A 24973-nucleotide genomic window follows, 5' to 3' on the forward strand; every position below is an offset into this window, starting at 1 on the left:
GGTGGTAATTTCCTAGATAGGAGGTACGGGACCGCCCCGCCAGCGCGGGGTTATCACGGACCAAGCGCTATGCAAACTAGAGCCTTGAGAATCGGAACCCGCGGCAGCCTGCTGGCGCTCGCCCAGGCGCATGAGACGCGTGCGCGGCTGATGGCGGCGCATGGCCTGCCGGAAGCGGCGTTCGAGATCGTGACGATTTCTACCAGCGGCGACCGCATCCAGGACCGGCCACTGTCGCTCGCCGGCGGCAAGGGGCTGTTCACCAAGGAACTGGAAGAGGCGATGTATTCCGGCGAGATCGACATCGCCGTGCATTCGTCCAAGGACATGCCGACGCAGCTGCCAGAGGGGCTCGAACTGTCGGCGTTCCTGCCGCGCGAGGACCCAAGGGATGCGTTCATCGGCCGCGCGGCACCCAGCATCATGGAACTGCCGCAAGGCGCCGTCGTCGGTTCGTCGTCGCTCAGGCGGCAGGCGCTGATCCGGCGCATGCGGCCCGATCTCGACGTGGTGATGTTCCGCGGCAACGTGCAGACCCGGCTGAGGAAGCTCGATGAGGGCGTGGCCCAGGGTACGATCCTCGCCAATGCCGGCCTGCGCAGGCTTGGGCTCGAGGAAGTCATCACCGACCTGATGCCGCTCGACGCCTTTCCGCCGGCCCCGGGTCAAGGTGCCATCTGCATTGAAAGCCGCATCGGCGATACCGACGTCACCAACATGCTCCAGGCGATCGATCACAGGCCTACCGGCCAGGCCCTGGCCTGCGAGCGGGCGTTTCTGGCAGCTCTCGACGGTTCATGCCGGACACCGATCGCCGGCTATGCCGAGATCGAGGGCGACAGGCTGTCTTTCTCCGGGCTTATCCTGACGCCGGATGGTACGATGTGGCACGAGGCCAAAGCCGAGGGCCCGGTTGCGGATGCTGCCGAGATCGGCCGTAATGCCGGCGACGAGGTGCGGGCACGGGCCGGCACCACATTCTTCGAAGGATGGAGCTAAATGGCACAGCGGGTGCTGGTGACGAGGCCGGAACCCGGCGCCACCCGCACCGCGCGGCGCCTTGAAGCACTCGGCTTCGAACCAGTCCTGCTGCCGCTTTCCGAGACGCGGCCGCTGCCGGTGGCCCGCGAAAGCGTGCCAGCCAACGCTACAGCCATTGCCATCACCAGCGCCAATGCGCTGCGCCATGCGCCGAGCGGGCTGATCGAGCGCCTGAGCCGGCTGCCTTGCCATGCGGTGGGGGCCCGAACGGCCGAAAGCGCGCGCCGGGCCGGCTTCCTGTCGGTCAATGAAGGGCCGGGCGATGCCGCGGCGCTTGCCGACATGATATCAATCGAACTCGGCAAGGCGACTGTCGCCTATCTCTGTGGTCGGGTGCGGATGCCGGATTTCGAGCGCCGTCTCGGCGTCCATGGCATCCGGGTGGTACCGATCGAAACCTATGACACTGTCGCGCTCACTCCGGCGCCGTCCTTCGTACGCCAGCAGCTTGGCGGGCAACCAATCGATGCCGTGCTCGTTTACTCGGCGCGTGCCGCCGCGGCCTTCGGTTCGCTGATGGAAACGCAGGCCGAGGCGGACCACCTGATGCGGAACGCGAGCTGTCTTTGCCTGTCTGGCCGCATTGCCTCCGCACTGGTCGGCGGGCTCAGGGTCGAGGTCGCACCCGACCCGAATGAGGATGCGCTGCTGGCGCTTCTCGGCGATCCGGACTGAAGGGAGGCTACTTGCCATCAACCGGCCTTTTTTCGCGGGACGGTGGGTGTTACTGATTTTGATCTTCGAACCCCGCATCTGCCGCGGGATCTATGCCAACGAAATCGCGGAGCCCCAAGTATGGTCAAGACGCCGAAGACGCGCCATTCGAAGACGCATCGCGATCCGGTGACGATCGAGCTGGAGCCGGGCGCGGTGTCCCGCGTCGAAGAGGCGGCCAAGCCCGAAGCTGAGGCAGAAGCTGTCGCGGCGACGATCGGCGACGAGGCGATGGGATCGGCCGAGACACTGTCGGCGGAAACGGCCGCGCAAGCCGATAGCGGCTACGCCTCATATGACTACAGCTTCGACAATGGAAATTCGGCCCAAACGGCCAAGGCAGAGGCATCGTCGAGCGCTGCTTCCTCGAACCCGGCTGGCCCACGCGCAGCTGCTGCTGCGCCTCCGGCGACGTCATCGGGGCGTCAGTCTGCCTCGGGGCTGCTGCCGGGCCTGGCGGGCGGCGCGATTGCGCTGCTGGTGGCCGGTGGGTTGCAATATGCCGGCGTGCTCGGCACGCCGGGCGCCGGAAACGACGAAAACGAACAGGTGCAGACCGAAATCGCCTCGCTGAAGTCCCAGCTGGCCAATCTAGGTGCTGCCGCCAATGGCGAATTGGCGCTGAAGGGCGAGGTTGACGGCCTTGCCGCTGCTGTCCAGCAGGTGAAGTCGGACATCGAGGCGCTGAAATCGACGGCTGGCCAGGCCGGCTCGAATGAGGCGCTTGCAACGCTCGACGACCGCATCAAGCAGGTCGAAACCACTGTGACCTCGCTTAGCCAGAACAACGGCGCTTCGAGCGAGATCGCCGCACTTGCCGAGCGCGTCAGTGGGCTGGATGCGGCGGTGAAGTCTGCGGGCGAGGCAGCGACGGCCGACGATGGCAAGATCACGACGCTTGAGCAATCGGTTTCAGCGCTCACCTCCAAGGTTGATGCGCAGGCATCACAGCCCAAGATCGCGCTGGCGATTGCCGCCTCAGCGCTGAAGGCGGCGGTGGATCGTGGCGCGGGCTTCGGCGCCGAGCTTGAAACCTTCGCGGCGATTTCCCCCGAAGTGCCGGAACTGGCGGCACTCAGGGCACATGCCGAAAAGGGCGTGCCGACGCGCGCCGATATCGTGGCCGAAACCGATGCGGCGGCGAATGCGATGATAGCGGCGGCCAAGCCGGTCAAGGAGGATGCCGGCATCCTCGAACGGCTGGTGTCGAGCGCCGAGCAGTTGGTTCAGGTGAGGCCGATCGGCGCGGTCGAGGGCACCGGCGTGCCGGAGACGGTGGCGCGCATGGAGGTGGCTGTCAACCAGGGCGATTTCGCCAAGGCGCTGGCCGAATACGACACGCTGCCTGAGACGGCGAAGGCCGCCGGTGCAGACTTCGTTGCCAAACTCAAGGCGCGGCTCGACGTCGAAACGCTTGTCGACAAGCTTGTCGCCGGCGCGATGAAGGCATGAGGGACGCCAGATGATCCGTATCCTGTTCTATCTGGCCATCGTCTTTGCGCTCGGGCTGGGATTTGCCTGGCTGGCGGACCGTCCCGGCGACATGGTCGTGACCTTCAGCGGTTACCAGTACAAGGTCAGCCTGATGGTGGCAGCGGTGGCGATCACCGCAATCGTTGCGGCAACGATGTTGACCTGGTGGCTCACCAAAGCGGTTTGGAATAGCCCTTTCACCATCGCCCGCCATTTTCGTGCCCGCCGGCGTGACCGCGGCTACCAGGCATTGTCGACCGGCATGATCGCCGCCGGAGCGGGCGACGCCGCACTTGCGCGCAAGAAGAACAAGGAAGCCGCCAAGCTGATCAACTCGGACCAGGAACCGCTGATCCTGCTGCTCGATGCCCAGGCGTCGCTGCTGGAAGGCGATCACGACACGGCGCGGCAGAAGTTCGAGGCGATGCTGGACGATCCCGAGATGCGCCTGCTCGGCCTGCGCGGGCTTTATCTCGAAGCCGAGCGCCTCGGCGACCGGGCCGCAGCACGCCATTATGCCGGCCGCGCTGCGGGCCTTGCGCCGCAGCTTGGCTGGGCAGCAGATTCGACGCTCGAGGAAAAGACCGAGCGCGGCGACTGGGATGGCGCGCTGGCGCTCATCGACGCGCAGAAATCGACACGCCAGATCGAGCGTGACGTCGCCAACAACAAGCGCGCGGTGCTGTTGACCGCCAAGGCGATGTCGCTGTTCGAAGGTGATTTCAATGCGGCGCGGGTCGCTGCCCTCGAAGCCAACAGGCTCCGGCCCGGTTTCGGCCCGGCGGCGGCGATTGCCGCCAGGGTACTGTTCCGCCAGAACGACGTGCGCAAGGGCTCGAAGGTGCTGGAAACAGCCTGGAAGACGGAGCCGCTGCCCGACATCGCCGAGCTCTACGTCCATGGCCGTCCCGGCGATGCCGTGCTCGACCGGCTGGTGCGAGCGAAGAAGCTGCAATCGCTGAAGCAGAACCATCCGGAATCCTCGCTGGCCGTGGCGCGGGCGGCACTCGAGGCCCAGGACTACATGCTGGCACGCTCAGAAGCCGAGGCTGCGGCACGGATGCAGCCGCGCGAGGGCGCCTATCTGCTGCTTGCCGACATCGAAGAAGCGCAGAGCGGTGATCAGGGCAGGGTGCGGCAGTGGCTGTCGCGCGCGGTGCGCGCGCCGCGCGACCCGGCCTGGGTGGCCGACGGCGTGGTATCGGAGCGCTGGGCGCCGTTCTCGCCCGTCACCGGCAGGCTCGACGCCTTCGAATGGAAGGCGCCGGAAGAGCGGCTCGGTCATCTGATCGAACAGGACGGCGAGCCGGCCGAGCGGGTCTCGATCCCCAGCATTCCAGCAGCCCAGCCGGCCGGCGACGACATTGTCGACGTGATCGTCGAGGACGAAGTGGTGCCGGAGACCATGGCAGCGCAGCCCGCGCCTGCGTACGCCCTGCCGCCGGCGACCGATGGTGCGACCCTAACCGACGACGACAAGGCCGAACCGATCCGCCTTCCCGACGACCCCGGCGTCGACCCCGAAGTGGAGCGGGCAAACGCCCAGAAACGGTTCCGTTTGTTTTGATTTCAGCTCGACCCCAGATCTAGGCTTGGCCCAAACAGGAACCGACGATGTTCGAACGCATGATTTCGTTTCTGAAGGATCTTCCGGCGGCAGCCTCCAAGGCGTCCCGCGAGGACGATCCGCGCGTTGCCGCGGCCGCGCTGATGTACCATGTCATGGACGCCGACGGCGACCGGCAGGACGTCGAGTGGGAGCGGGTCAAGCAGTTGCTGAGCCAAAGCTATAGCATTTCGGGGCCCGAGCTCGACCGGTTGGTCAAGGCTGGCGAACAGGCCGACAACGAGTCAATCGATCTCTACGCCTTCACCAGTGTGCTCAAGCGCAGCCTTGACGATCAGGCGCGCAAGGACTTCATCGGCATGATGTGGGAACATGATGTGGGAAATCGTCTATGCCGACGGCGAGTTGCACGAGATGGAGGACAACACCATCTGGCGTATCGCCGAACTGATCGGCGTGGAAAGCCGCGATCGCGTCGAAGCCAAGCGCAAGGCGGCTGAGATGGCGCAGCGCGCGATCGGACCCGAAGCGGACGAGTAGCTGTCAATGCCGGGCAAGGCGCGACCCAGGATCCTGGTGGTGCTTCATCAGGAGCATTCGAGTGCCGGCCGGGTCGGCCATGTGCTGATCGAAAACGGCTTCGACCTCGACATCCGCCGGCCACCGCTCGGCGACGACCTGCCCGACACACTGGATGGACATGCCGGCGCCGTGGTCTTCGGCGGCCCGATGAGCGCCAATGACCACGACGAATTCGTTCGCCGCGAGACGGACTGGCTTGCGGTGCCGCTCAGGGAAAACAGGCCGTTCCTCGGCATCTGCCTCGGTGCCCAGATGCTGGTCAATCATCTCGGCGGCAAGGTCGAGGGACATGGCGAGGGACTTGTCGAGATCGGCTGGTACCCGATCAAGGCGACCGAGGAAGGTCGCAAGCTGATGCACTGGCCTGACATGGTCTACCAGTTTCACCGCGAGGGCTTTTCGCTGCCCAAGGATGCGGTCCTGCTGGCATCGTCCGACAGCTACCCCAACCAGGCCTTCCGCTACGGCGACAATGCGTGGGGCATCCAGTTCCACGCCGAACTGACACGCGTGATGATGCAGCGCTGGGTGGTGCGCGGCGCCGAACGCTTCGTTTTGCCGGGTGCCCAGCCCGGCCGCGACCATCTCGGCGGCCGACTGATCTGGGACATGCACCTCAAGCGCTGGCTTGACGAATTCCTGGTCCGAATCTTCGGCGAGCCGGTCAGGGGCTGAGGCTTATTTCCTGCCTTCGCGGGCATTGATTTCGCCTTGCTGCGTGTCGATCGCCGCTCTCTGCACCTTGGTGTTCTGGCCGGCGCCGATGATCCAGCGGCCACCATCCTTGACCAGCACATAGAGCGGCGAACCCTCGAGTTCACCGGCGATAGGCGTGCCGTCCTTGTGAACCGGGCGCTGACGGATATTCACCGCCGCGACCTCCGGCCTCAGCATAGTGACATGGGCAACGTCATAGCGCGCATACTGGTCGCCCAGGTCAGGCGTCAGCACCTTGCGGGTGAAATCGGCGATCTCGGCCTTGCTGGCAAAGCGCCGGCCAAAGGCCGTGACCCAGACAGCGTCGGGGCGAAACAGGGCGAGGAAATCGTCGGCGGAGCGCTCGTTCTGCGATCGCTCGACTTCGGAGATCAGCTTGTTGATCAAAGCCAGGTGGTTGTCGCCCACATTGGCCATGGTCATTCCGCACCATCCCGATGCTCGCAGAGTGTTCTTCATTGCCGCGATCCGGCAGGGCAAGCATCGCAATCGCCTAATCGATGCAGAGGCATGTATGAATACGTTGCGATATTTGCAACGCTGGCGAAGCAACCAGTATCTGAACGTTCAGACGTGCCGGTCGAGGCGCCTGACCTTACGCAGGGCCGGGAACGTCCAGGCCCAGATGCCGGCGACGGCGATGGCGCCGATGCCGCCGAAGACGACGGCGGGAGCGGTGCCGACAAGGGCGGCCATGGTGCCGGCGCGGAACTCACCAAGCTCGTTGGAAGCGCCGACGAAAACGCCGTTGACCGCGTTGACGCGGCCGCGGACATGGTCGGGTGTCCACAGTTGGATCAGCGTTTCCCTGATGTAGACGCTGACCATGTCGGTGGCGCCGAGTAGCGCCAGCGCTGCAATCGACAGCCATGGGATCGTCGAAACCCCAAAGATCGCAGTGGCGACGCCAAACAGGGCGACGAAGACGAACATGATGATGCCGGCGTGGTCGCGGATCGGGTGCCCGGCGAGCCAGACGGCGACGATGATGGCGCCGACGCCGGGGGCGGCACGGAGAAGGCCGAGGCCCCATGGCCCGAGGTCGAGGATGTCGCGTGCATAGACCGGCAGCAATGCCACGGCTCCTGACAGCAGCACGGCGAACAGGTCGAGCGAGATGGCGCCGAGCACGACCTTTTCGCCCCAGATGTAGCGGAAGCCGGCAAACAGGGTCTCGACGGATGGCTTGTCGGTTTCGCTGCGCTGGACCGGCCGGGGGATGGAGAAGATCAGAGCCGTCGACGCCAGCATCAGAACTGCGGCAGCCCCGTAGGCTGCCTCAGGTGACAGGCCGTAGAGCAGGCCACCGGCAACCGGGCCGACGATCGTCGCCGTCTGCCAGGCCGACGAATTCCAGGCGACTGCGTTGGCGAAATCTTCCAACGGCACGAGGTTGGCGACCAGCGACGCCGATGCCGGGCCGAAGAAGGCGCGGGCGATGCCGAAAACCGCGAGCACGGCAAAGATCGGCAACGGACTTGCCATGCCATGGAAGGTCAGCGCCAGCAGCGCGGCGGCACAGGCGGCTTCAGCCAGGGCGGACAGACCCATGATCAACCTGCGGCCAAAACGGTCGGCAACGACGCCCGTGACCAGAACCAGAAGAAGCGCGGGGGCGAACTGGATGACGCCGACGAGGCCAAGGTCAAAGGGGTCGCGGGTCAGGTCATAGATCTGCCAACCGACTCCGACCGAGATGATCTGGGTCGAGAATGTGCCAAGGAAGCGCGCCACCCAGTAGCGCGAGAACGCACCATGGCGGAAGGCGGCGAAGCGCTGTTCTGGTGCCGTAGCGGTCTGGGATGTCATCGGGACGGGCGAAAGCACCTGTTGCGGCGCCGGCCCGGATCGCGCCAGCTGACACGCGCTGCATAGCGCAGTTTGCGGGCGGGAGGGCGGACAAAATTGTCTGGATCAAGACTTTTCGGGCCTGGTTGCCAGCGCGGCCCGGCACGTAACGCCACACGTCGCGCCACCGGTCCAACGCTGCACGGTCTGGCGAGGCTGCTACCTGACGAAGACCGTAACCGCGCCATCATCGCCGATGCTCGCAGCGACGATGGCCGAGGTGTCAACCGTCTGGGCATCGACCTGCCTTTTCAGTTCGCTGTTGGCCATGATAGCGGCCTGCACGCCGGTGATGTCGGCTTCATTTTCGACGACGGCCTTGTCCAGCGCCTGCTTGTCGCTGCCGCTGACGATATCGGACAGTTTGACGACCTGGACGCTGCCCACCGCCGTCATCGCCTGGATTGCGGTTGCGGTGCTCCGGCTTGCCTCGATGGCTGACATGACGGTGCCAAGATCCGCTTTGGCGCCAGTGCTGGCCGTTGTGGAGCTATCGAGTTGCGTAGCCGACTTGTTGGCGTCCCCGGCGACAGCAGGCGCTGTGAGCGCCGCATACGCGGCCAGGATCGCAATGGCGATTGAATGTCTCATCATTTTCCTCTCGAATCTTTGGGCCGCCCGCGTAGGTGACTAACCGACCTCGCCGGCTTCGGTTCCGCCAAAAATGGCGTTTCGAGCAAAGTTCGACGTCAGATGCGGGAAGAGAGTTGAGCCCGTACAAGGCATTTGGCAGCGCTATCCCAAGGTCAGGCCCAAGGTCGGTGCAGCCGACTATGCTCCCATCACCCACAGCACCGCGCTTGATGCCCCAAAAACCACGGCGAGATAGAACCAGTCTGTCCAATCCATCAATGTCTCCCGAGATCAGGCAGTACGTGTTGTGCGCAACGGTCCCGCTCAGCGGTGCGGCAGCAGCTCGGTGCCCGGCAGACGGCACCGGTCATTGCAGAAGATGCAGCACCAGGACCAAGGCGGTTGCGTTGGTGTGGAGCATCGTTGTTGCCATCGCCAGCATCGTGGCCGCGACGAAATACAGTTCGGTCCGCTGCTCACCCTTTTCGGGGCGCTGTGGTTGGAGTGGCGTCGGCATCAAGTCGGCTCCAGCGAGATCAGCTGAATCAATTCCTGAAACGACCGGCGGTTCCATGACCTCGATCAGGATTTGGCAGAGGGCTCGTGCCGGCAGGCGGCACTATCTCTGGATGCCTGGAACGACGCTGTTCGAAGGCGTTGAAGGGGTGTGCGGGCGCCAGTCCGCTGCCGGAGCGGACCTTTGCAGTACCGCCGGTTCCTTGGCGCGGGCCCAGCAGTAATAGAGCAGGAACGAGCCGATGACGTAGGGCTGGAGGATGTCGACCTCGAAGAACGAGCGGATGACCAGCAGCGCGAGCAGACCCGTCTGCAGCAAGGCTTCGGTCCAGTCGCCCTCGGCGAGCAGGCGCGTGATGCAGAGCCGGAGAATGGCAAGCAGCGGCAGCACGATCATGATGGCGCCGACATAGCCTGTCTCGACAAGCGCCTCGATGTAGGTGTTGTGGAAATGGAAGCCGGTGCGCGAGGTGATGTAGAACTCGTTCCACAGCCGCTCGGCCTCGGAAAAACCCTGCACCCAGTAGGCTGCATAGCCGACGCCGAGCAGCGGTGTGTTGGCCGCAGCATCGATGCCCTGCTGCCAGAGGTAGGTGCGGCCAGTCAGCGTCGAATCCTTGCCGAAGGCGCCGAGCACCATGTCGATCGCTCCGACATTGAGTGCAGCCAGCACCGCCGTGCCGGCAAGCAAGAGGCCGGCTGTGAAGAACATCCTGCGGTTGCCGGGCGAGAACGCTTCCAATCCGGCGATGGCAATGACCATGGCGATAGCTGCTGGGGTGGCGAGCATCGAGGTTGCCGATTGCGACAGCACCAGCGATGCGGCCGAAAGCGCGACGACGCCGAGGGCAAGGAGGCGGGCAATGCGGCCACGGGTCAGGAACAGCGCGAAATAGCAGCCGAAGAGCACGCCCAGCGAGGCATAGAAGCCGAGCTGGTTCTTGGAGCCGAAGGCACCGACGAAGCTGTAGCTGCCGTCGAGCGCGTCATAGACATAACCACCCTGCAACATCGAATAGCCGAGGATGACGGCGATGCCCGCGATGGCACCTATGCACAGCGTGCGCGCGTCGATCACGCGGGCGGCAATGATGGCGCAGACGACATGCGTGAGGTACTGGAATGCTGCGCGCGCAGTGACGTCAGGCGCGTCGGACCAGAAATAGGACAGGCAGGCCAGCAACGCGAAGGCCAGGAGCTGCGGCGACCGGGCAAGGCGGCCGAGCGTGAAGCGGTAGTCGACAAGCATGAGCGGCAGCCACACCGCGTAATACATCAGGATCGAGATCTGGCCGATGCGGAAGGAATAGGCGAAGACGAAGAACGAAACGGCGACCGCAAACGCGCCATACAGCGTGTTGCGGCCCGGATCGACCAGCGACGATTTCCTGATCCGCATCGTGTCTGACCCTGCGGCCTAGCGGACGAGCGGGTCGCCCGACCGCTCGACCTTGATGACGTCGCCGGGCAGAATGGGGGTATCTTCGGCAGCAGTGATTTCCTCGCTCTTGCCATCGCCGCCCTTGCGGACGAGGACAAAGGAAATCGCCTGCTCGGTGCCGGTCGCCGCAGGCGCTTTGCCGCCGGCTTCCGCAATCAGGCCCTTTTGCATGCCGAGCTTGAGCGTCACCGCATTGAGTTCTCCAACGGTCTTCTGGCGCTCCACTGCCAGTTCGGATTCGGCGTCGTTCTTGAGATCGATCGCCTCCTGCTCGGCCTTGCTGATGTCCTGTTTCGCCCGCAGCATGGCCGTTTCCAGGTCGAGAATCTTGCCTTCCATCTCGGCGATGGAGCGTTCGGTCGACAGCACCCGCGTGTTCACGACCAAGCCCTTTTGGGCCAGCGTGTCGATGCCGCTGAGCTCCTTTCTGGCGAGCTCGACCTGGCGGTTTTGTGTCTCCGATTTCTGGCCGAGCGATACGATCTCGCGCTCGAGCAGGCCCTTGAGGTTGTCGAGCGCCTGCAGCCTGAGCGTGAGTTTCTTCTGCCGCGAGGCCATGATCGCGGTCTCGTTGGCGACCATGTCCTCAACCCCAGGCAAGGACGCGATGTCCTTGGGGGCGACGAACTCGGTCTTGCCGGCGAGTTCGGCATCGATGCGCGCCCGCGTCACCATCAGGCGGAGCTGCTCGTCGGACAGCACGGCATGACTGCCTTCGGCGGTGATCAGGTCGCGCTCGGTGCGGGCGCCGTCGGCGCCGCGGCGCATGCCGCCGGCAATGCTGACCGCCTTGAGCACGGTGAGGTCGGGTGCGTAGGCATACTGGCCGGGGCTCTGGACATCGCCCGAGATATAGAATGGGCGGAACTGCGCGACCTCGACCGAAGCTTCCGGACGATCGGGCAGGCCGAACTTTTCCTGCAGCGTCTTGCCGATCGTCTCGGCAATCTCGGCCGTCGTCTTGCCCGCGGCCTCGGTCTCGCCGACGAAAGGCAGCGACAGCTTGCCAGAGGGACCGACGGTATAGTCGCCGCTGACCGAGGACCAGTCGCGGAAGGCGCCTTCGACCGTCTGCCATTCGACGACGCGGACGGTCAGCTTGTCCTGGGTGCCGAGCTTGTACTCTTCAGCCGATGCAAGGGCTGCCGAAAAGATCAGGCAAAGCGCGCCGCCAAGGCTGAACAGGCGTCGCGTACGCAGATGGAAGCCGGTATGGTTCAAGGGTCTTGTCCGTTCCTTTGCCACGGCTGAGACGCCATGGCGGATGGCTGTGCGCCCCGTGAGGGGTGCTGCCCGATTGCGGCAGGGTCAGTAGCTGCCGCGCGACATGCAGACGGCCGGAACCGTCTTCAGGATGATGCGGATGTCTTCGACGAGCGACCAGTTCTCGACATAGTGACGATCGAACGCCACGCGGCTGTCATAAGAGACGTCGTTGCGACCGCTGACCTGCCACAACCCGGTGAGGCCTGGCCGGGACTTGAGATAGAAGATAACGACAGCCATCGCCTCCGCTTTGCTGGAGCCCGAGGTGGCCGAGGTTGTGGTCGTGGACGATGCCTCGAGCGATGCGACCGAGGCGGTGGCGCGTGCCGCCGACGATGGCAGCGGCCGGCTTCTGGTGCTGCGGCTGGACGTCAATCGCGGCCCGTCCTTCGCGCGCAACATGGCGATACGCCATTCCAGGGCACCACTGATCAGTATTCTAGATGCCGACGACTTCTTCCTGCCGGGACGGTTCGCAAAGCTCGTGGAGGGCGATGACTGGGATCTCGTCGCCGACAACATCGTCTTTGTCGAACACGCCTCGGTGCGTGACGTGCTGTCGGGCGGCATCGAGCAGTTTGACGCCGATCCGACCGAGCTTGATCTTGCCGGCTTCGTCGCCGGCAACATTTCCCGGCGCGGCGCCAGGCGCGGCGAGCTTGGTTTTCTCAAGCCGGTGATGCGGCGCGCCATGCTCGGCGAGCACGGCCTGCAATATGACGAGCAACTGCGGCTCGGCGAGGATTATGCGCTGTACGCCCGCGCGCTTGCTGTGGGGGCACGTTTCAAGCTGATCCGTTCCTGCGGCTATTGCGCTGTGGTCAGGCCCAATTCGCTGAGCGGTCAGCATCGCACCGAGGATCTGAAGCGGCTGGCCGATGCCGATCTCGACCTTCTGGCGCTTGCCGGACTGACAACCGGACAGCGACGCGTCTTGCGCCGCCATGAACGGCATGTGCGCGACAAGTATCGGCTGCGGCATTTCCTGGACCTCAAGGCCGCCAACGGGCTTTCCAGCGCTATGGCCTTTGCCTTTGCCTCGCCGGCGAATTTGGCAGCCGTGGCCAGGGGGGTGGCATTCGACAAGCTCGAGCCGCTGCGCGGTGGGCAGCCACCTACCACGGAAAGCGGCGCTGCCAGTCCACGCTACCTGATGGCCGGCTCGGCCGTGAAGGCGGGGTAGGGCATATGGCATCGATCTTTGCTTTCCGAACCCGCAGTCCCGAGCGCGACCGGCAGACCGACGAGGCACGTTTCGGGCAGTTGTCGCGTGCGCTCGACGAACTTGCCGGAGGGATAGAGGCGGAACGAAGCGGCATCAGGGGCCGCTACGAGGCGGTTTCGGCCAATGCCGCTTTCCTTGTCGAAGCCATGGAAAATTCAGCGGTTTCCGTGCTGCGGGCGCGAGAGATGGACCAGCTGACGGAATCGCTCAAGGCCTGTCTGAGACGGATCGAGGTGCTCGGACGGCAAAAGGATTTCGTCGCCGGGCTTCGTCATTCGCTGGATATTTTTGCCGATGAAGGTCGCGAGACCGACGAGGAATCATCGGCACGTTTGGCGCAAGGGGACGCCCTGCGCCAGTTCTAGGCCCGACGCGGCGGGCCAGACTTTCGGGAGGATGGGAGGATTTTTGTTCGGCTGGGGGCATCTCCGGCCGGTGTGGCAATGCGGTTTCCGGGCGGGAGGCGCGAAGACACAAGGATGACCTATGAACGCGAACGTTAGGGATTACAGCCCGTGCCGACCTCTCGGCCGTGCCGCTGCGTTGGCAGTGTCGGTCACACTTGCCGGCCTGCTGGGTATGTCGGGCGGTGCCGTGGCGCAGGAGACGACCGGCAAGTCCTTTGTCGAGACATTCGAGACGCTGAGCGCCTCGCGCTGGTTCATCTCGGACGGATGGGACAATGGCAAGCATCAGAACTGCACGTGGTCGAAGGACCAGGTCAAAATTGCCGACGGAAATCTGGTCCTGAGCTTCGAGAAGAAGCCGTTGAAGAACCGCGACTATTCCTGCGGCGAAGTGCAGACCAAGGAGCGCTTCGGCTATGGCACTTACGAAGCGCGGATGAAGACAGGTACCGGTTCGGGGTTGAACGCGGCCTTCTTCACCTACATCGGCCCGGTCCACAAGAAGCCGCATGACGAGATCGATTTCGAGGTTCTGACCAAGGATCCTTCGAAGGTGCAGGTCAACGCCTATGTCGGCGGCAAGTCCAATGACGAGAAGCTCATCGACGTGCCCGGCGGCGCCGACCAGAGCTTTAACGACTATGCTTTCGTCTGGCAGAAGGAACGGCTGCGCTGGTTCGTCAACGGCCAACTCGTGCATGAGGTGACCGACCCGGCGCAACTGCCGAGCCACCCGCAGAAGATCTTCTTCAGTCTGTGGGGCACCGGCACGCTCAGCGAATGGATGGGGCGGTTTGCCGATCCCGGCAAGCCGGTGAGCATGGCGGTCGATCGTGTCGCCTTCACCGCCCCTGGCGAACCGTGCCAGTTCGAGGGCTCGGTCGCGTGCACCCTGAAATGACGGGCAGATACCCAGGCGTGGTTTGCCCGCGCTTCGACATCATCAACAGACAGGAACGGACTGGATGAATCTGACGGTATTTGGGATTGGCTATGTCGGTCTTGTTCAGGCTGCTGTTTTGGCCGAGGTCGGGCATGACGTCGTCTGTGTCGATGTCGATGCAGCCAAGGTCGAACGGCTGAACCAAGGGTTCATCCCGATCTTCGAGCCGGGGCTGGAGGCCCTGGTGCGTGAGAACCATGCCGCCGGTCGCATCGTGTTCACGACGGATGCTTCAATGGCCGTGCGCCATGGCGAGATCCAGATGATCGCCGTCGGCACGCCGCAGGGCGAGGATGGCTCGGCCGACCTCAAATATGTGCTGTCGGTGGCCGATGCCATCGGCCGCGAGATGGCGGCTGCGAAGATCGTGGTGACCAAGTCGACAGTGCCGGTCGGCACCGCCGACAAGGTGCGTGAGACGATTGCGGCTGCTTTGAAACAGAGAGGTCGGGAGGAGCTAAGCTTCGACGTCGTCTCCAACCCGGAGTTTTTAAAGGAAGGTTCGGCGGTCGCCGACTGCATGAAGCCCGACCGCATCATCATCGGCACCGACAGCGAGGCTGCCGAGGCGGTGATGCGCGAGCTCTATGCGCCGTTCAACCGCAACCACGAGAAGATGATCGTGATGGACGTGCGCTCGGCCGAGTTCACGAAATACGCCGCCAACTGCATGCTGGCGACCAAGATCAGCTTCATGAACGAGATGGCGAACCTGGCCGAACTGCTCGGCGCCGACATCGAGGAGGTGCGCAAGGGCATCGGCTCGGACCCGCGCATCGGTTACCACTTCATCTATCCGGGGCTCGGCTATGGCGGCTCGTGTTTCCCCAAGGATGTGCGGGCACTGATCCGCACCGCCGGCGATGTCGGTTTCGAGCCGGTGCTGCTGCACTCGGTCGAGGCGCGCAACAATGCGCAGAAGGCGGTGCTGTTCGACAAGCTGAAGGCACATTTCGACGGTGACCTCACCGGCAAGACCTTTGCGCTGTGGGGGCTGGCCTTCAAGCCCAACACCGACGACATGCGTGAGGCACCAAGCCGCGTGCTGATGGAGGCGCTGTGGGCTTCGGGCGCCAAGGTGCAGGCCTACGACCCCGAGGCGATGAACGAGGCGCAGCAGATCTATGGCCAGCGCGACGACCTCACCCTCTGCGGCACCAAGGAGGCGGCACTGCGCGGCGCCGATGCACTCTTGATCGCCACCGAGTGGAAGAACTTCCGGGCGCCGTCCTTCGAGCTGATCCGCGACCAGCTCAAGGCCGCCGTCATCTTCGACGGCCGCAACCTCTATGACCCGGCAGTCGTCGCCCGCCACGGCATCCAATACGTCTCCATCGGCCGCAAGGCCGGGTGAGGCGCGAGGCCGTCAACCAACTCGATATCGGAGCAGGGACATGAAGGTTCTGTTTGCAGGCGGCAACGGCTACACGCCCGAGTTCAGCGGCGGCGTTCAGTCGTCGACGCATCACCTGGTCGAGCAATTGCGCGCCCATGGCCACGAGGCCTCGGTGCTGGCCGCGCTGTTCGGCGACGGCATGTTCGGCTTCAAGGCGAGAGCCAAGATGAAGCTGACCGGACAACGCGCCGTCATCGACAGCTTCCCTGGATATCCCGTGGTGCGGGCCTGGTTTCCATGGGAGGCCGCAGGCTTCGCAGTGGAGAAGCTGAAGCCCGACGTCGCCGTGGTCCAGTGCCACAAGTCGGTGCCGATCGGGAAAGCGCTGGAGGCCCAGGGCATTCCGCTGGTCGTCTATCTCCGGAATGTCGAATTCCACGAGCTTGGCGGCGATCTCAGCGAGTTGCGACAGGCGCGCTACATCGCCAATTCGGAATTCACCGCGCACACCTATGGCCAGCGCTTCGGCATCGAATCGACTGTCATTCCGCCGACGATCAATCCAGCCCACTACGCCACGGAAACGTCAGGCGACTTCGTCACGCTGATCAATCCTTACGAGGAAAAGGGTTTTGAGCTTGCGGTGCGCATCGCCGGGCGCTGCCCCGACATTCCGTTCCTGTTCGTCGAAAGCTGGAAGCTGGCCGACGATCACCGCGCCCGTATCGAGCAGACGATTGCGCCGCTCGGCAATGTCCGGCTCGAAAGCCGAACCAGCAACATGAAGACGGTCTATGGCCGGACGAAGATCCTGCTCGCGCCGAGCAAATGGGAGGAGGCCTGGGGCCGTGTCGCCTCGGAGGCGCATTGCAGCGGCATTCCGGTCATCGGCTCGCGCCGCGGCGGCCTGCCGGAGGCGGTTGGCGAGGGCGGCGTGGTGCTCGACTACGATGCGCCGCTCGACGACTGGGTCGAAACCGTGCGTCGGCTCTGGCAGGACAAGGCCTGGTATGACCGGCAGTCGGCGGCCGCGCGCGCCTTTGCCGGACGCGCGCAACTCGACCCCGACGCGCAGTTCGCCACCTTCATGGGCGTGCTCGAGCAGGCCGTGACGCAGGGCCTGAACAAGGCTGCCTGAGGTGATGCCGTCAGGGTTCTGGAGAGCCGTTCGATGAGGGTCTGTTTCGTCGTCGACAAGTTCCCGTCGCTGTCCGAGACCTTCGTGCTCGACCAGATCGAGGGCTGCCTTGCGCGCGGCATCGAAGTCGGCGTCATCTGCAATGAGACGACCTTCGGCAAGGAGCGCAACATCGACGATCCGCGCTGGCGCAACCTGCCCGGTGGCGTCGCGCAATGGTGGGGTGCGCTCGGCCCGCTGCGCCCGTCGCTGCGCCGCTGGTCGGGCAAGCTTTGGGACAAGGCCTCGACGGCGCTCGACATTGCCTTTGCCGGCAAGCTCGAAAAATACGACGTCATCGTCGCGCATTTCGGCAACAACGGACTGCGGGTCGCAAGGGCGATGAAGCAGCGGCGGATCGCAGCACCCCTGGTGACGATCTTCCATGGCCATGATGTCGGCGCGCCGATGCATGACGGCTCGCTGTCGCGCTACGGGGTCGTCTTCCGCCAAGGCGCGTTGCAACTGCCGGTCAACGGCTTCTTCCGCGATGCGCTGATCGGGGCCGGCGCGCGCGCCGACAGCGTCGCCGTGCACCACATGGGCGTCGACACCGATGCGATCGGTTTTCGCGCCGGCGAGCGTCGCGGCAGCAGGCTGGCGCTGATCTCTGTCTGCCGGCTGACCGAGAAGAAGGGAATCGAGTTCGCGCTTCGCGCGCTCGGCGACGTTCAGGCCGTCCGACCCGACATCGACTGGTCCTATGTGATCATCGGCGGCGGCGAATTGCTCGATCCGATGAGACAACTGGCGGCACGTCTCGGCATCTCCGAACGTGTCGCTTTTCTCGGGCCGCGTCCGCACAGCGAGGTCAAGCAACAGCTTGCCGAGGCGCATGCCTTTGTGCTGCCGAGCGTCCGTGCGGGCGACGGTGACCTCGAAGGCATCCCCGTGGCGCTGATGGAGGCGATGGCTGCGGGGTTGACCGTGGTCAGCACCTATCATTCCGGCATTCCCGAGCTGATCGAGGACGGCAGGACCGGTCTCCTGGCGCCCGAACGGGACATCCGTGTGCTGGCGCAAAAGCTGATCTGGGTCGCCGACAATCCCGTCTCCTGCGAGGAGCTGGCGCGCGCGGCACGACGCAAGGTCGAGGACGAATTCGACTCCGGCCGGCTCAACGACGCCTTTGCCGACACGCTGTTCCGGCTTGCCGCGACAAGGGCTGCAGCATGACCGCCGAGGCGCAGCAACTCGGGCGCATTGCGCTACGTGGCGGGGCGCTGACGGCAGCGGCGCAGGCGATCAAGATCGGCATCCAGTTCGTTTCCGTGGTGGTCCTGGCGAGGATGCTGGCGCCGGAGGATTTTGGCCTCGTCGCCTCCGTCGGCCCGATCATCGCCTTTGTCGGGTTGTTCCAGAATCTCGGCCTGCAGCAGGCCGTCATCCAGCGTCCGGAAATCAGCCGGCAGCAGCTCAACCAGGTGTTCTGGATCAGCGCGCTGGCCGGCCTGATCTGCACGATCGTCATCGCCGCCCTGTCGCCGGCGGTGTCGGCATTTTATGGCGATGGCAGGATGACCGGCATCACGCTTGCCGCCGCCATGCCGCTCCTGCTCGGTAGTCTTGCCGCGCTGCCGCTGGCCTTGATGAACCGCAATTTGCAGTTCGGCCAGCTGGCGATCAACGACGTCGCGACCGCCCTTGCCGGCTTGGGGGCGGCGATTGCCGCGGCCTATGCCGGGCTTGGCTACTGGTCGCTGGTAATCGGGCCTGCGGCTGGTGCCGTGGTGACGCTCGCCGGCGCGTGGCTGGCGACGCGCTGGAAACCGGGCAAGCCGAGCATCAAGGTGGAGCGCGAGATCCTGTCCTTCGGCGCCAATCTCACCGGCTTCAATCTCGTCAACTTCTTCTCGCGCAACCTCGACAACATCCTGATCGGCAAGTTTTCCGGCCCGGTCGAGCTCGGCTATTACGACAGGGCCTACAAGCTGCTTTTGTTTCCGCTGCAAAACATCAACCAGCCGCTGTCGCGGCTGATGGTGCCGTTGCTCAGCCGCATCCAGGACGACAAGCCACGCTTTCGCGAGCTCTATCTGCGCACCAACTGGCTGCTTGCCTTCATCACGGTACCGGGAATCGCGGCGCTGACGATTGCCGCCGAACCCGTGGTTTCGATCCTGTTCGGCGAACGCTGGCTCGGCGTGGCGCCGATCTTCGCCTGGCTCGGCATTGCCGGACTTATGCAGCCGGTGTCGAGCACGACGGGCTGGATCTTCATCTGTCAGGGCAAGACGCGCACGATGTTCCGCTGGGGCGTCTATTCGGCGCTGACAACGGTGCTGTCATTCGCCGTCGGGCTGAAATGGGGTGCTGTTGGCGTCGCCGCCGCCTATGCCATCTCAGGCTACGTGCTCAGGCTGCCGGTGCTGGCGGTGATGCTCGGGCGCACCGGCCCGGTCTCGGCGCTCGACTTCATGATGGTGCAGGGGCTGCTGATCATTGCCGCCGCCGTGACCTGGCTCGGCTACGGCTACCTGCCGGCCGCACTCACCGCGCAATCCAACGTCGTGGCGGCGATCACCGCGGCAGCTCTAAGCTACGCGGTGGCGCTCGCTTTCATGGTTGCCGTGCCGCAGTCGCGCCGTGCCCTCGTCGAGGCGTGGAAGACTGTCGCCCGCAACATTCGCTGAAGGGTCAGCAAGCAGCGGCCGGACCAGATCGGCGGCCGACATGGCCGAAGCGTGTTCTTCCAACACTGCTGCAAGCGTCGTTGTACGGAGTTGGTCGAGATCGGCGGCGAAGGCCGCGAGCTTCCGGCCGGCCTCTTCCGGTGTCACGGTGTCGATATCGAGCAGCAGCTCGGCCAGGCCGACACGCTTGGCGAGCTCACGGGTCTTGAACTCGTAGGCGATCGGCAGCACGGGCACGCCGACGCACAATGACATGATCATCATGTGCATGCGCGTGGCGACGACGAAGTCGAAGCCCTTGACCAGCTCCATCAACTGCTCGGGCGTGTGGAAGCCGGCGTCGACGTCGACGTGGGCTGCGACGTCGGCATCGAGTTCGGCGACGATCGCCCGCGCGGTCTTCGAATCGTCATGGGCATATTCCGGCACGCCCTGGCAGGTCGAGACGAAGGTCACCTGCTTGCCGTGTTCGCGCACCAGTGCCGTCGCGATATCGCGGATCGAGGCCATGTAGCGGCGCATGCCGTCGGCGCCGTCATTGACGTAGTTCCAGTGTCGTACCGAAATGCCGACACGGCCGGTCTGTGCCGGCGGCGTGCCGGCCGCAAGCAGCGTTTCGATGCGCTTCTTGTCGGCGAGTGCAAACACCGAATCGGCGACGACATGGCATTTGCCGGGATTGTCGACGAGCCCGTCGAGATGGCCGTGCGAGCGTTTGTCGCGCAACAGGATCAACGGGCTGCGGTCGAAGGCCGGCTTCAGTTCACGGCGGTTGTAGTCCTTGTCGAACGGGCCCAGCGACTGGGTGAAGAACACCGGGTCCTTGCCGAAGATCGCGTCGATGCGGAACTGGTTGAGGCGGCGTTCGAGATTGTAGTTCTCGACCAGATAGGTGCCGCCTGTGGTGACGACCAGATCGGCTTGGCGGTACATGTCGAGGCTGCGACGGTCCTCGGCGCTGAACATCGTCTCGTCCAGGGCGCGGCTCTTGCCGTAGTGGCGCAGCGCACTCAGGGCGAGGCGGTTGTAGATCGGCTTGGCTAGGTTCTTCAGGCGGTTGTCGTCATAGGGGTATTTGAAGATCGATTCGGCCAGCAGCTTGCGGATCTCGATATCGGGATAGGCTTGCGTGGGATAAAGCCGCGACGCTACCGTGGGCTGGCTATCGAATACCTGGATGCGCAACTCGCCCGGACAGGCCGCTTTGAGGATGTGCCGGATGGCCAGCAGGATCGCCGCATCGCCAGTGTTCAGGCAGACGGTGTTTTCGACGATGACAGTCTTCATGGGCGCTGGCCTCCTCGGATTGGTCGCGTCGGGAAGATAAGTACAGGCTAACCGGGCCATTTTGCGGCGCAACAATAATTGAGGTGCGAGCAGTCAATAATTGTTGCGACGCAACAATGGGTGCACTAGCTTCGTCGTCGGTGGGCCAAACTGCGAGCGTGAATTCATGCTGCATGTTCTGTACCTGGTGCACGATGTTTCCGACCCGGCAGTCCGTCGACGGATCATCATGCTCAAGGCTGGTGGCGCGCGCGTTACGCTCGCTGGTTTCCGCCGGACGCAAGAACGCGAAGACGTCGAGGGCCTGACGCCGATCGACCTGGGTCACACCTGCGACGGGCGCTTTGCGCAGCGTCTGGGGGCGGTGGCGGTTGCTGCTACGCGCATCGGCGCTGCGCTGAGGGCGGTGGCTGCGCCCGACGTGATTGTTGCCCGCAATCTCGAAATGCTGGCGTTGGCGCAACGTGCCCGTTCGGCCCTCGGCGCCTCGATGCCTGTTATCTACGAGTGCCTCGACATCCACCGGCTGGTGCTGCGCGAGGATTTTCTGGGCAAGGGCCTGCGCGGGGCCGAGCGCCTCTTCGGGCGCAATGTCGGCCTGCTGCTGACCAGCTCGCCGGCTTTCGTCAGGCATTATTTCGAACGGTACGGCCAGATCGATGCCCCCATCGAACTGGTCGAGAACAAGCTCCTCGAGCTGGAGCCGCGTATTGATTCGATGCCGTCGGCACTGGCTGATGAGCCCTGGACGATCGGCTGGTTCGGGGCGCTGCGCTGTCGCAAGTCGCTCGAGCTTCTGGCCGCTTTCACCCGCAAGGCGGAAGGGCGATTCGAGATCGTGCTGCGCGGCCGGCCGGCACTTTCGGCGTTTCCTGATTTTCACGGTTTCGTCGAATCCGAGCCCCATTTGACGTTTAAAGGTGCTTACAGAAATCCCGAGGACATGGCCGACATCTATGCGCAGGTGGACTTTGCCTGGGCGATCGACTTCTTCGAGGAAGGTCAGAACTCGACATGGCTGTTGCCCAACCGGCTCTATGAAAGCTGCCGGTTCGGTACGGTGCCGATCGCCATGGCCGGCACCGAGACGGCGCGCTTCCTCGAGCGCCTCGATATCGGGCTGATGCTGCCCGAGCCGTCGGCATCAGCTCTGGCGGAAGCGCTCTCGGGCATGACAAGCGAACGTTACGCCGCCTTGCGCGGTGAAGTGCTTGCCCGTGATCCGCGAAACTGGATCTGCGACCTGGCCGATTGCCGGGCGCTGGTGGCGAAGCTCGAACGGGTCGCCGCCCAAAACGGCGAAAGCCCTGGCGCCATCGCCGCCTGACCTTCAACGCAATCAACACAAGCAGACGCATGACCGAAACGTCCTCCGCCATCATCATCATTCCGTGCCTCGACGAGGAGCGCCATATCAGCGGCCTTCTGGCCCAACTGCGGCCCTCTGCCCGGCGGCTCGGCGCAATGATCATCGTCGCCGACGGCGGCAGCCGCGATGCGACCCGGACCATCGTTGCCGGCATTGTTGCCGAAGACGACAATGTCGTGCTGATCGACAATCCGGCGCGCATCCAGAGTGCGGCAGTGAACCTGGCCGTCGAACGCTTCGGTCGTGGCGTCGACTATCTGATCCGCATCGACGCTCATGGCGGCTATCCCGACGATTATTGCGACCGGCTGCTCGAGGAAGCGCTGGCGACGGGCGCCGATTCCCTCGTCGTTTCGATGCTGACCGAAGGCCGCGGCACCGTGCAGCAGGCGGCTGCGGCTGCGCAGAACTCGAAGCTCGGCACAGGTGGGTCCAAGCACAGGCATGGCTCGGCCGGGGAATGGGTCGATCACGGCCATCACGCCCTGATGCGCATCGCAGCGTTCAGCGATGTCGGCGGCTATGACGAGAGCTTCAGTCACAATGAGGATGCCGAGCTCGACCATCGTCTGCGCCAGGCCGGCTACCGCATCTGGATGAGCGGGCGCACCCGCATGACCTATTTTCCGCGTGCTTCACTTGGCGGCCTGTTCCACCAGTATCTCGGTTATGGCAGGGGACGGGCGCGGAACGTGCTGAAACACCGCGTCATCCCCAGGCTCCGCCAGATGGTGCCGCTGATGGTGGCGCCGACGGCGCTGCTCGCAAGCCTCGCCGTCGTTCACTGGATCTTCGCCGTGCCTGTCCTCGTCTGGGCGGCGATCTGTCTGAGCTATGGCGCTGCCCTTGCCTTGCGGGCCGGCAAGCCGGGGCTGGCGCTCGCCGGCGTGTCGGCGATGGTGATGCATTTCGCCTGGTCGCTCGGCTTCTGGCTCCAACTCGTTGCCTTGCCGGCAAGGGGGCGCCCAGCATGACCGAAATGCCCAGCATCGACATCTGCGTCTGCACCTTCCGGCGGCGCGAACTGGCCGACACGTTGCAGTCGCTTGCGGCGATGGACCTACCCGCGGGGTATCGCATCGGCATCGTCGTGGCCGACAATGACGAGGTGCCCAGTGCTGCGGAACTGGTCTCCGTTCTGGCGGACGAGCTTTCGCTCGAGGTTCGCTACGTCCATTGCCCGGCGCGCAACATCTCGGTTGCCCGCAACGCTTGCCTGGATGCCAGCTCGGCCGATTTCGTCGCCTTCATCGACGATGACGAGAAGGCGACAGGCATGTGGCTGAAGCGGCTCGTCGAGACCGCGCAGGCGACCGGTGCCGAGGTGGTGCTCGGGCCGGTCAAGGCGCGTTATGGGACGGGAGCCCCGGGCTGGATGCAGGTCGGCGACTTTCACTCGACCTATCCGGTGTTCGTTCGGGGCGAGATCCGCACCGGCTACACCTGTAATGCCTTGCTCCGGATCGCTTCGCCCAGCATCGCCGGCCGCCGCTTCAGCCTGGAGCGCGGCCAGTCGGGCGGCGAGGACACCGAATTCTTCGACCAGGTGTTCGGTGCCGGTGGTCGCATAAGCTATGCCGCGGAGGCCTGGGTGGAGGAGCCGGTTCCGGCGTCTCGCGCCTCGTTCCGCTGGCTGACGACGCGGCGCTTCCGTGTCGGGCAGACGCATGGTCGCCTGCTTGGCGCCAAGCGGAGTGGCGTTGGTCGCTTCGGTGAGCTCGTACGGGCCTCGGCCAAGGCCGGCTACTGCTTTGCCGCGGCGGGGCTGACCGCGCTGCAGCCGGTCAGCCGCAACCGCAGCCTGCTGCGTGGCGTGATGCATTTGGGCGTGCTGAGCGGGCTGGCCGGCGCACGTGAACTGCGTCTCTACGGCAATGAGGGAGGCCAGGATGCAGCCTGACGTCAGCTTCGTCATCGCCGCCTACAATGCCGAGGCAACGCTCGGCCGTGCCATTGACAGCGCGCTGGCACAGCAAGGCGTCACCGTCGAGGTGATCGTCGTCGACGACTGCTCATCCGACGCGACGATTGCGCTTGCACGGGCCTATGCCGATCCGCGTGTGCGGGTCGTGGCGCTGGAGAAAAATCGCGGCCCAGGTGGAGCGCGCAACGCTGGCCTCGATGCGGCGCTGGGGCGCTGGGTCGCCGTGCTCGATTCGGACGATGCCGTCCTGCCCGACAGGCTTTCGGCAATGATCGGCAGGGCTGATGCTGGCTCTGCGGCGATAGCGGTCGACAACATCGTGGTTGTTCACGACGACGGCAGGCCAAGCGAAGTAATGTTCGCCGAAAGCTATCTCGAAAAACTCGGCAATCTGACGCTGGCGGACTTCATCAGCAGCAATGTCGTCTTCGAGGCGACGTTCAATTTTGGTTACATGAAGCCGATATTCTTGCGTGAATATCTCCAGGCAAATGAGCTCCGCTACGACGAGAATTTGCGCATCGGCGAGGACTATATCCTGCTCGCCAGCGCTCTCGCCCGGGGCGGCATCTGCGCCGTCGAACCCGCTGTCGGCTATGCCTATCACGTGCGAAACGGCTCCATTTCAAGGGTTCTGGAGCTTCATCACGTCGAGGCGATGCAACGTGCCGATGCCACCTTTGCTGCCCGCAACAGGCTCGAAGGCGAGGCGCAAAAAGCGTTCACGCGACGTGCCCGCAGCCTCTCCCAGGCTGCCTCATTCCTGTCACTGGTTACGCACATCAAGCAGCGGTCGCCGCTCAAGGCGGTGCGGACCGCCCTGGGGGACCCGGCGGCGGTTCGACATTTGCGGATGCCGATAGAGGTCCGGCTGCGCCGGCTCGCCAGGCAGTTCGCATAACGGTCCGGCACATGATGCGCGTGCCCGGAGCGG

The 24973-nt window shown here is 64.5% G+C and carries 23 protein-coding genes and 2 pseudogenes; 17 read left to right on the plus strand and 8 right to left on the minus strand.

Translation table 11 applies throughout. From position 1 onward, the window contains the following. Positions 1–69: 69 nt before the first annotated feature. The 6 genes and pseudogenes from hemC to DY201_RS04850 all read left to right on the plus strand — a co-directional run bounded on the left by hemC (position 70) and on the right by DY201_RS04850 (position 6052). Positions 70–999: a hydroxymethylbilane synthase gene (gene hemC / locus DY201_RS04825; RefSeq protein ID WP_115730225.1), complete on the plus strand. Its 930-nt coding sequence runs from the start codon at positions 70–72 to the stop codon at positions 997–999. After that, positions 1000–1716, plus strand: a complete 717-nt coding sequence (locus DY201_RS04830; RefSeq protein ID WP_115730226.1) for a uroporphyrinogen-III synthase — start codon at positions 1000–1002, stop codon at positions 1714–1716. A 120-nt stretch (positions 1717–1836) separates the two neighbouring features. Beyond that, entirely contained in the window at positions 1837–3207 is a 1371-nt protein-coding gene (locus tag DY201_RS04835; RefSeq protein ID WP_115730227.1) for a COG4223 family protein, read from the plus strand. A gap of 10 nt (positions 3208–3217) precedes the next feature. Next, positions 3218–4795 carry a heme biosynthesis protein HemY gene (locus DY201_RS04840; RefSeq protein ID WP_115730228.1) on the plus strand — a complete coding sequence of 526 codons (1578 nt, stop codon included), beginning with the start codon at positions 3218–3220 and terminating at the stop codon, positions 4793–4795. A 47-nt stretch (positions 4796–4842) separates the two neighbouring features. Beyond that, positions 4843–5335: pseudogene (locus DY201_RS04845) on the plus strand (tellurite resistance TerB family protein). A 6-nt stretch (positions 5336–5341) separates the two neighbouring features. Beyond that, positions 5342–6052 carry a glutamine amidotransferase gene (locus tag DY201_RS04850; protein WP_115730229.1) on the plus strand — a complete coding sequence of 237 codons (711 nt, stop codon included), beginning with the start codon at positions 5342–5344 and terminating at the stop codon, positions 6050–6052. 3 nt (positions 6053–6055) lie between these two features. On the opposite strand, the gene DY201_RS04855 is transcribed toward DY201_RS04850, so the two are convergent. The 7 genes and pseudogenes from DY201_RS04855 to DY201_RS04880 all read right to left on the minus strand — a co-directional run. Beyond that, positions 6056–6517, minus strand: a complete 462-nt coding sequence (locus tag DY201_RS04855) for an SgcJ/EcaC family oxidoreductase (RefSeq protein WP_115730230.1) — start codon at positions 6515–6517, stop codon at positions 6056–6058. A gap of 144 nt (positions 6518–6661) precedes the next feature. Then, complete coding sequence (locus DY201_RS04860; protein ID WP_115730231.1) at positions 6662–7903, minus strand: MFS transporter; 1242 nt, start codon at positions 7901–7903, stop codon at positions 6662–6664. A 198-nt stretch (positions 7904–8101) separates the two neighbouring features. Continuing rightward, on the minus strand, positions 8102–8536 hold the full coding sequence (locus DY201_RS04865; RefSeq protein ID WP_131922494.1) for a hypothetical protein: 435 nt from the start codon (positions 8534–8536) through the stop codon (positions 8102–8104). A 346-nt stretch (positions 8537–8882) separates the two neighbouring features. Beyond that, positions 8883–9089, minus strand: coding sequence for a hypothetical protein (locus DY201_RS28675; protein WP_131922492.1), 207 nt, complete (start codon positions 9087–9089; stop codon positions 8883–8885). Positions 9090–9134: 45 nt separating this feature from the next. Next, the gene (locus DY201_RS04870; RefSeq protein WP_115730233.1) at positions 9135–10430 is read right to left on the minus strand and encodes an O-antigen ligase family protein; all 1296 of its coding nucleotides are present in this window, start codon (positions 10428–10430) and stop codon (positions 9135–9137) included. 18 nt (positions 10431–10448) lie between these two features. Continuing rightward, a complete protein-coding gene (locus tag DY201_RS04875) occupies positions 10449–11693 on the minus strand; it encodes a polysaccharide biosynthesis/export family protein (RefSeq protein WP_115730234.1) in 1245 nt (414 codons plus the stop codon). An 87-nt stretch (positions 11694–11780) separates the two neighbouring features. Next, positions 11781–11963 (minus strand): annotated as a pseudogene (locus DY201_RS04880) (sugar transferase); the annotation flags it as partial. A 40-nt stretch (positions 11964–12003) separates the two neighbouring features. On the opposite strand from DY201_RS04880, the gene DY201_RS04885 reads away from it, so the two are divergent. The 7 genes from DY201_RS04885 to DY201_RS04915 all read left to right on the plus strand — a co-directional run bounded on the left by DY201_RS04885 (position 12004) and on the right by DY201_RS04915 (position 19459). After that, positions 12004–12921: a glycosyltransferase family 2 protein gene (locus DY201_RS04885; protein WP_425358711.1), complete on the plus strand. Its 918-nt coding sequence runs from the start codon at positions 12004–12006 to the stop codon at positions 12919–12921. Between the two features lie 5 nt (positions 12922–12926). Next, positions 12927–13328 (plus strand): hypothetical protein, encoded by a 402-nt coding sequence (locus tag DY201_RS04890; RefSeq protein WP_115730236.1) that lies wholly within the window; start codon positions 12927–12929, stop codon positions 13326–13328. Between the two features lie 121 nt (positions 13329–13449). Next, entirely contained in the window at positions 13450–14271 is an 822-nt protein-coding gene (gene exoK, locus DY201_RS04895; protein WP_115730237.1) for an endo-1,3-1,4-beta-glycanase ExoK, read from the plus strand. 64 nt (positions 14272–14335) lie between these two features. After that, positions 14336–15667 carry a UDP-glucose dehydrogenase family protein gene (locus tag DY201_RS04900; RefSeq protein ID WP_115730238.1) on the plus strand — a complete coding sequence of 444 codons (1332 nt, stop codon included), beginning with the start codon at positions 14336–14338 and terminating at the stop codon, positions 15665–15667. A gap of 40 nt (positions 15668–15707) precedes the next feature. Further along, positions 15708–16787, plus strand: a complete 1080-nt coding sequence (locus tag DY201_RS04905) for a glycosyltransferase (RefSeq protein WP_115730239.1) — start codon at positions 15708–15710, stop codon at positions 16785–16787. Positions 16788–16820: 33 nt separating this feature from the next. Further along, positions 16821–18002 (plus strand): glycosyltransferase, encoded by a 1182-nt coding sequence (locus DY201_RS04910; RefSeq protein WP_115730240.1) that lies wholly within the window; start codon positions 16821–16823, stop codon positions 18000–18002. Continuing rightward, entirely contained in the window at positions 17999–19459 is a 1461-nt protein-coding gene (locus DY201_RS04915) for a lipopolysaccharide biosynthesis protein (protein ID WP_115730241.1), read from the plus strand. Before DY201_RS04910 ends, DY201_RS04915 begins: the two co-directional genes overlap by 4 nt. On the opposite strand, the gene DY201_RS04920 is transcribed toward DY201_RS04915, so the two are convergent. Continuing rightward, a complete protein-coding gene (locus tag DY201_RS04920; RefSeq protein ID WP_115730242.1) occupies positions 19361–20746 on the minus strand; it encodes a polysaccharide pyruvyl transferase family protein in 1386 nt (461 codons plus the stop codon). The two genes, DY201_RS04915 and DY201_RS04920, sit on opposite strands and share 99 nt — an antisense overlap. A gap of 166 nt (positions 20747–20912) precedes the next feature. On the opposite strand from DY201_RS04920, the gene DY201_RS04925 reads away from it, so the two are divergent. The 4 genes from DY201_RS04925 to DY201_RS04940 are packed head-to-tail and all read left to right on the plus strand — an operon-like array spanning position 20913 to position 24940. Further along, positions 20913–22073, plus strand: a complete 1161-nt coding sequence (locus tag DY201_RS04925) for a glycosyltransferase family protein (protein ID WP_115730243.1) — start codon at positions 20913–20915, stop codon at positions 22071–22073. A gap of 29 nt (positions 22074–22102) precedes the next feature. Further along, the gene (locus tag DY201_RS04930) at positions 22103–23089 is read left to right on the plus strand and encodes a glycosyltransferase family 2 protein (RefSeq protein ID WP_115730244.1); all 987 of its coding nucleotides are present in this window, start codon (positions 22103–22105) and stop codon (positions 23087–23089) included. After that, entirely contained in the window at positions 23086–24015 is a 930-nt protein-coding gene (locus DY201_RS04935; RefSeq protein ID WP_115730245.1) for a glycosyltransferase family 2 protein, read from the plus strand. Before DY201_RS04930 ends, DY201_RS04935 begins: the two co-directional genes overlap by 4 nt. Then, positions 24005–24940: a glycosyltransferase family 2 protein gene (locus tag DY201_RS04940; protein ID WP_115730246.1), complete on the plus strand. Its 936-nt coding sequence runs from the start codon at positions 24005–24007 to the stop codon at positions 24938–24940. Before DY201_RS04935 ends, DY201_RS04940 begins: the two co-directional genes overlap by 11 nt. The last annotated feature ends 33 nt before the right edge of the window (positions 24941–24973 follow it).

It is taken from the genome of Aminobacter aminovorans (assembly GCF_900445235.1).
Classification (GTDB): Bacteria; Pseudomonadota; Alphaproteobacteria; order Rhizobiales; family Rhizobiaceae; genus Aminobacter; species Aminobacter aminovorans.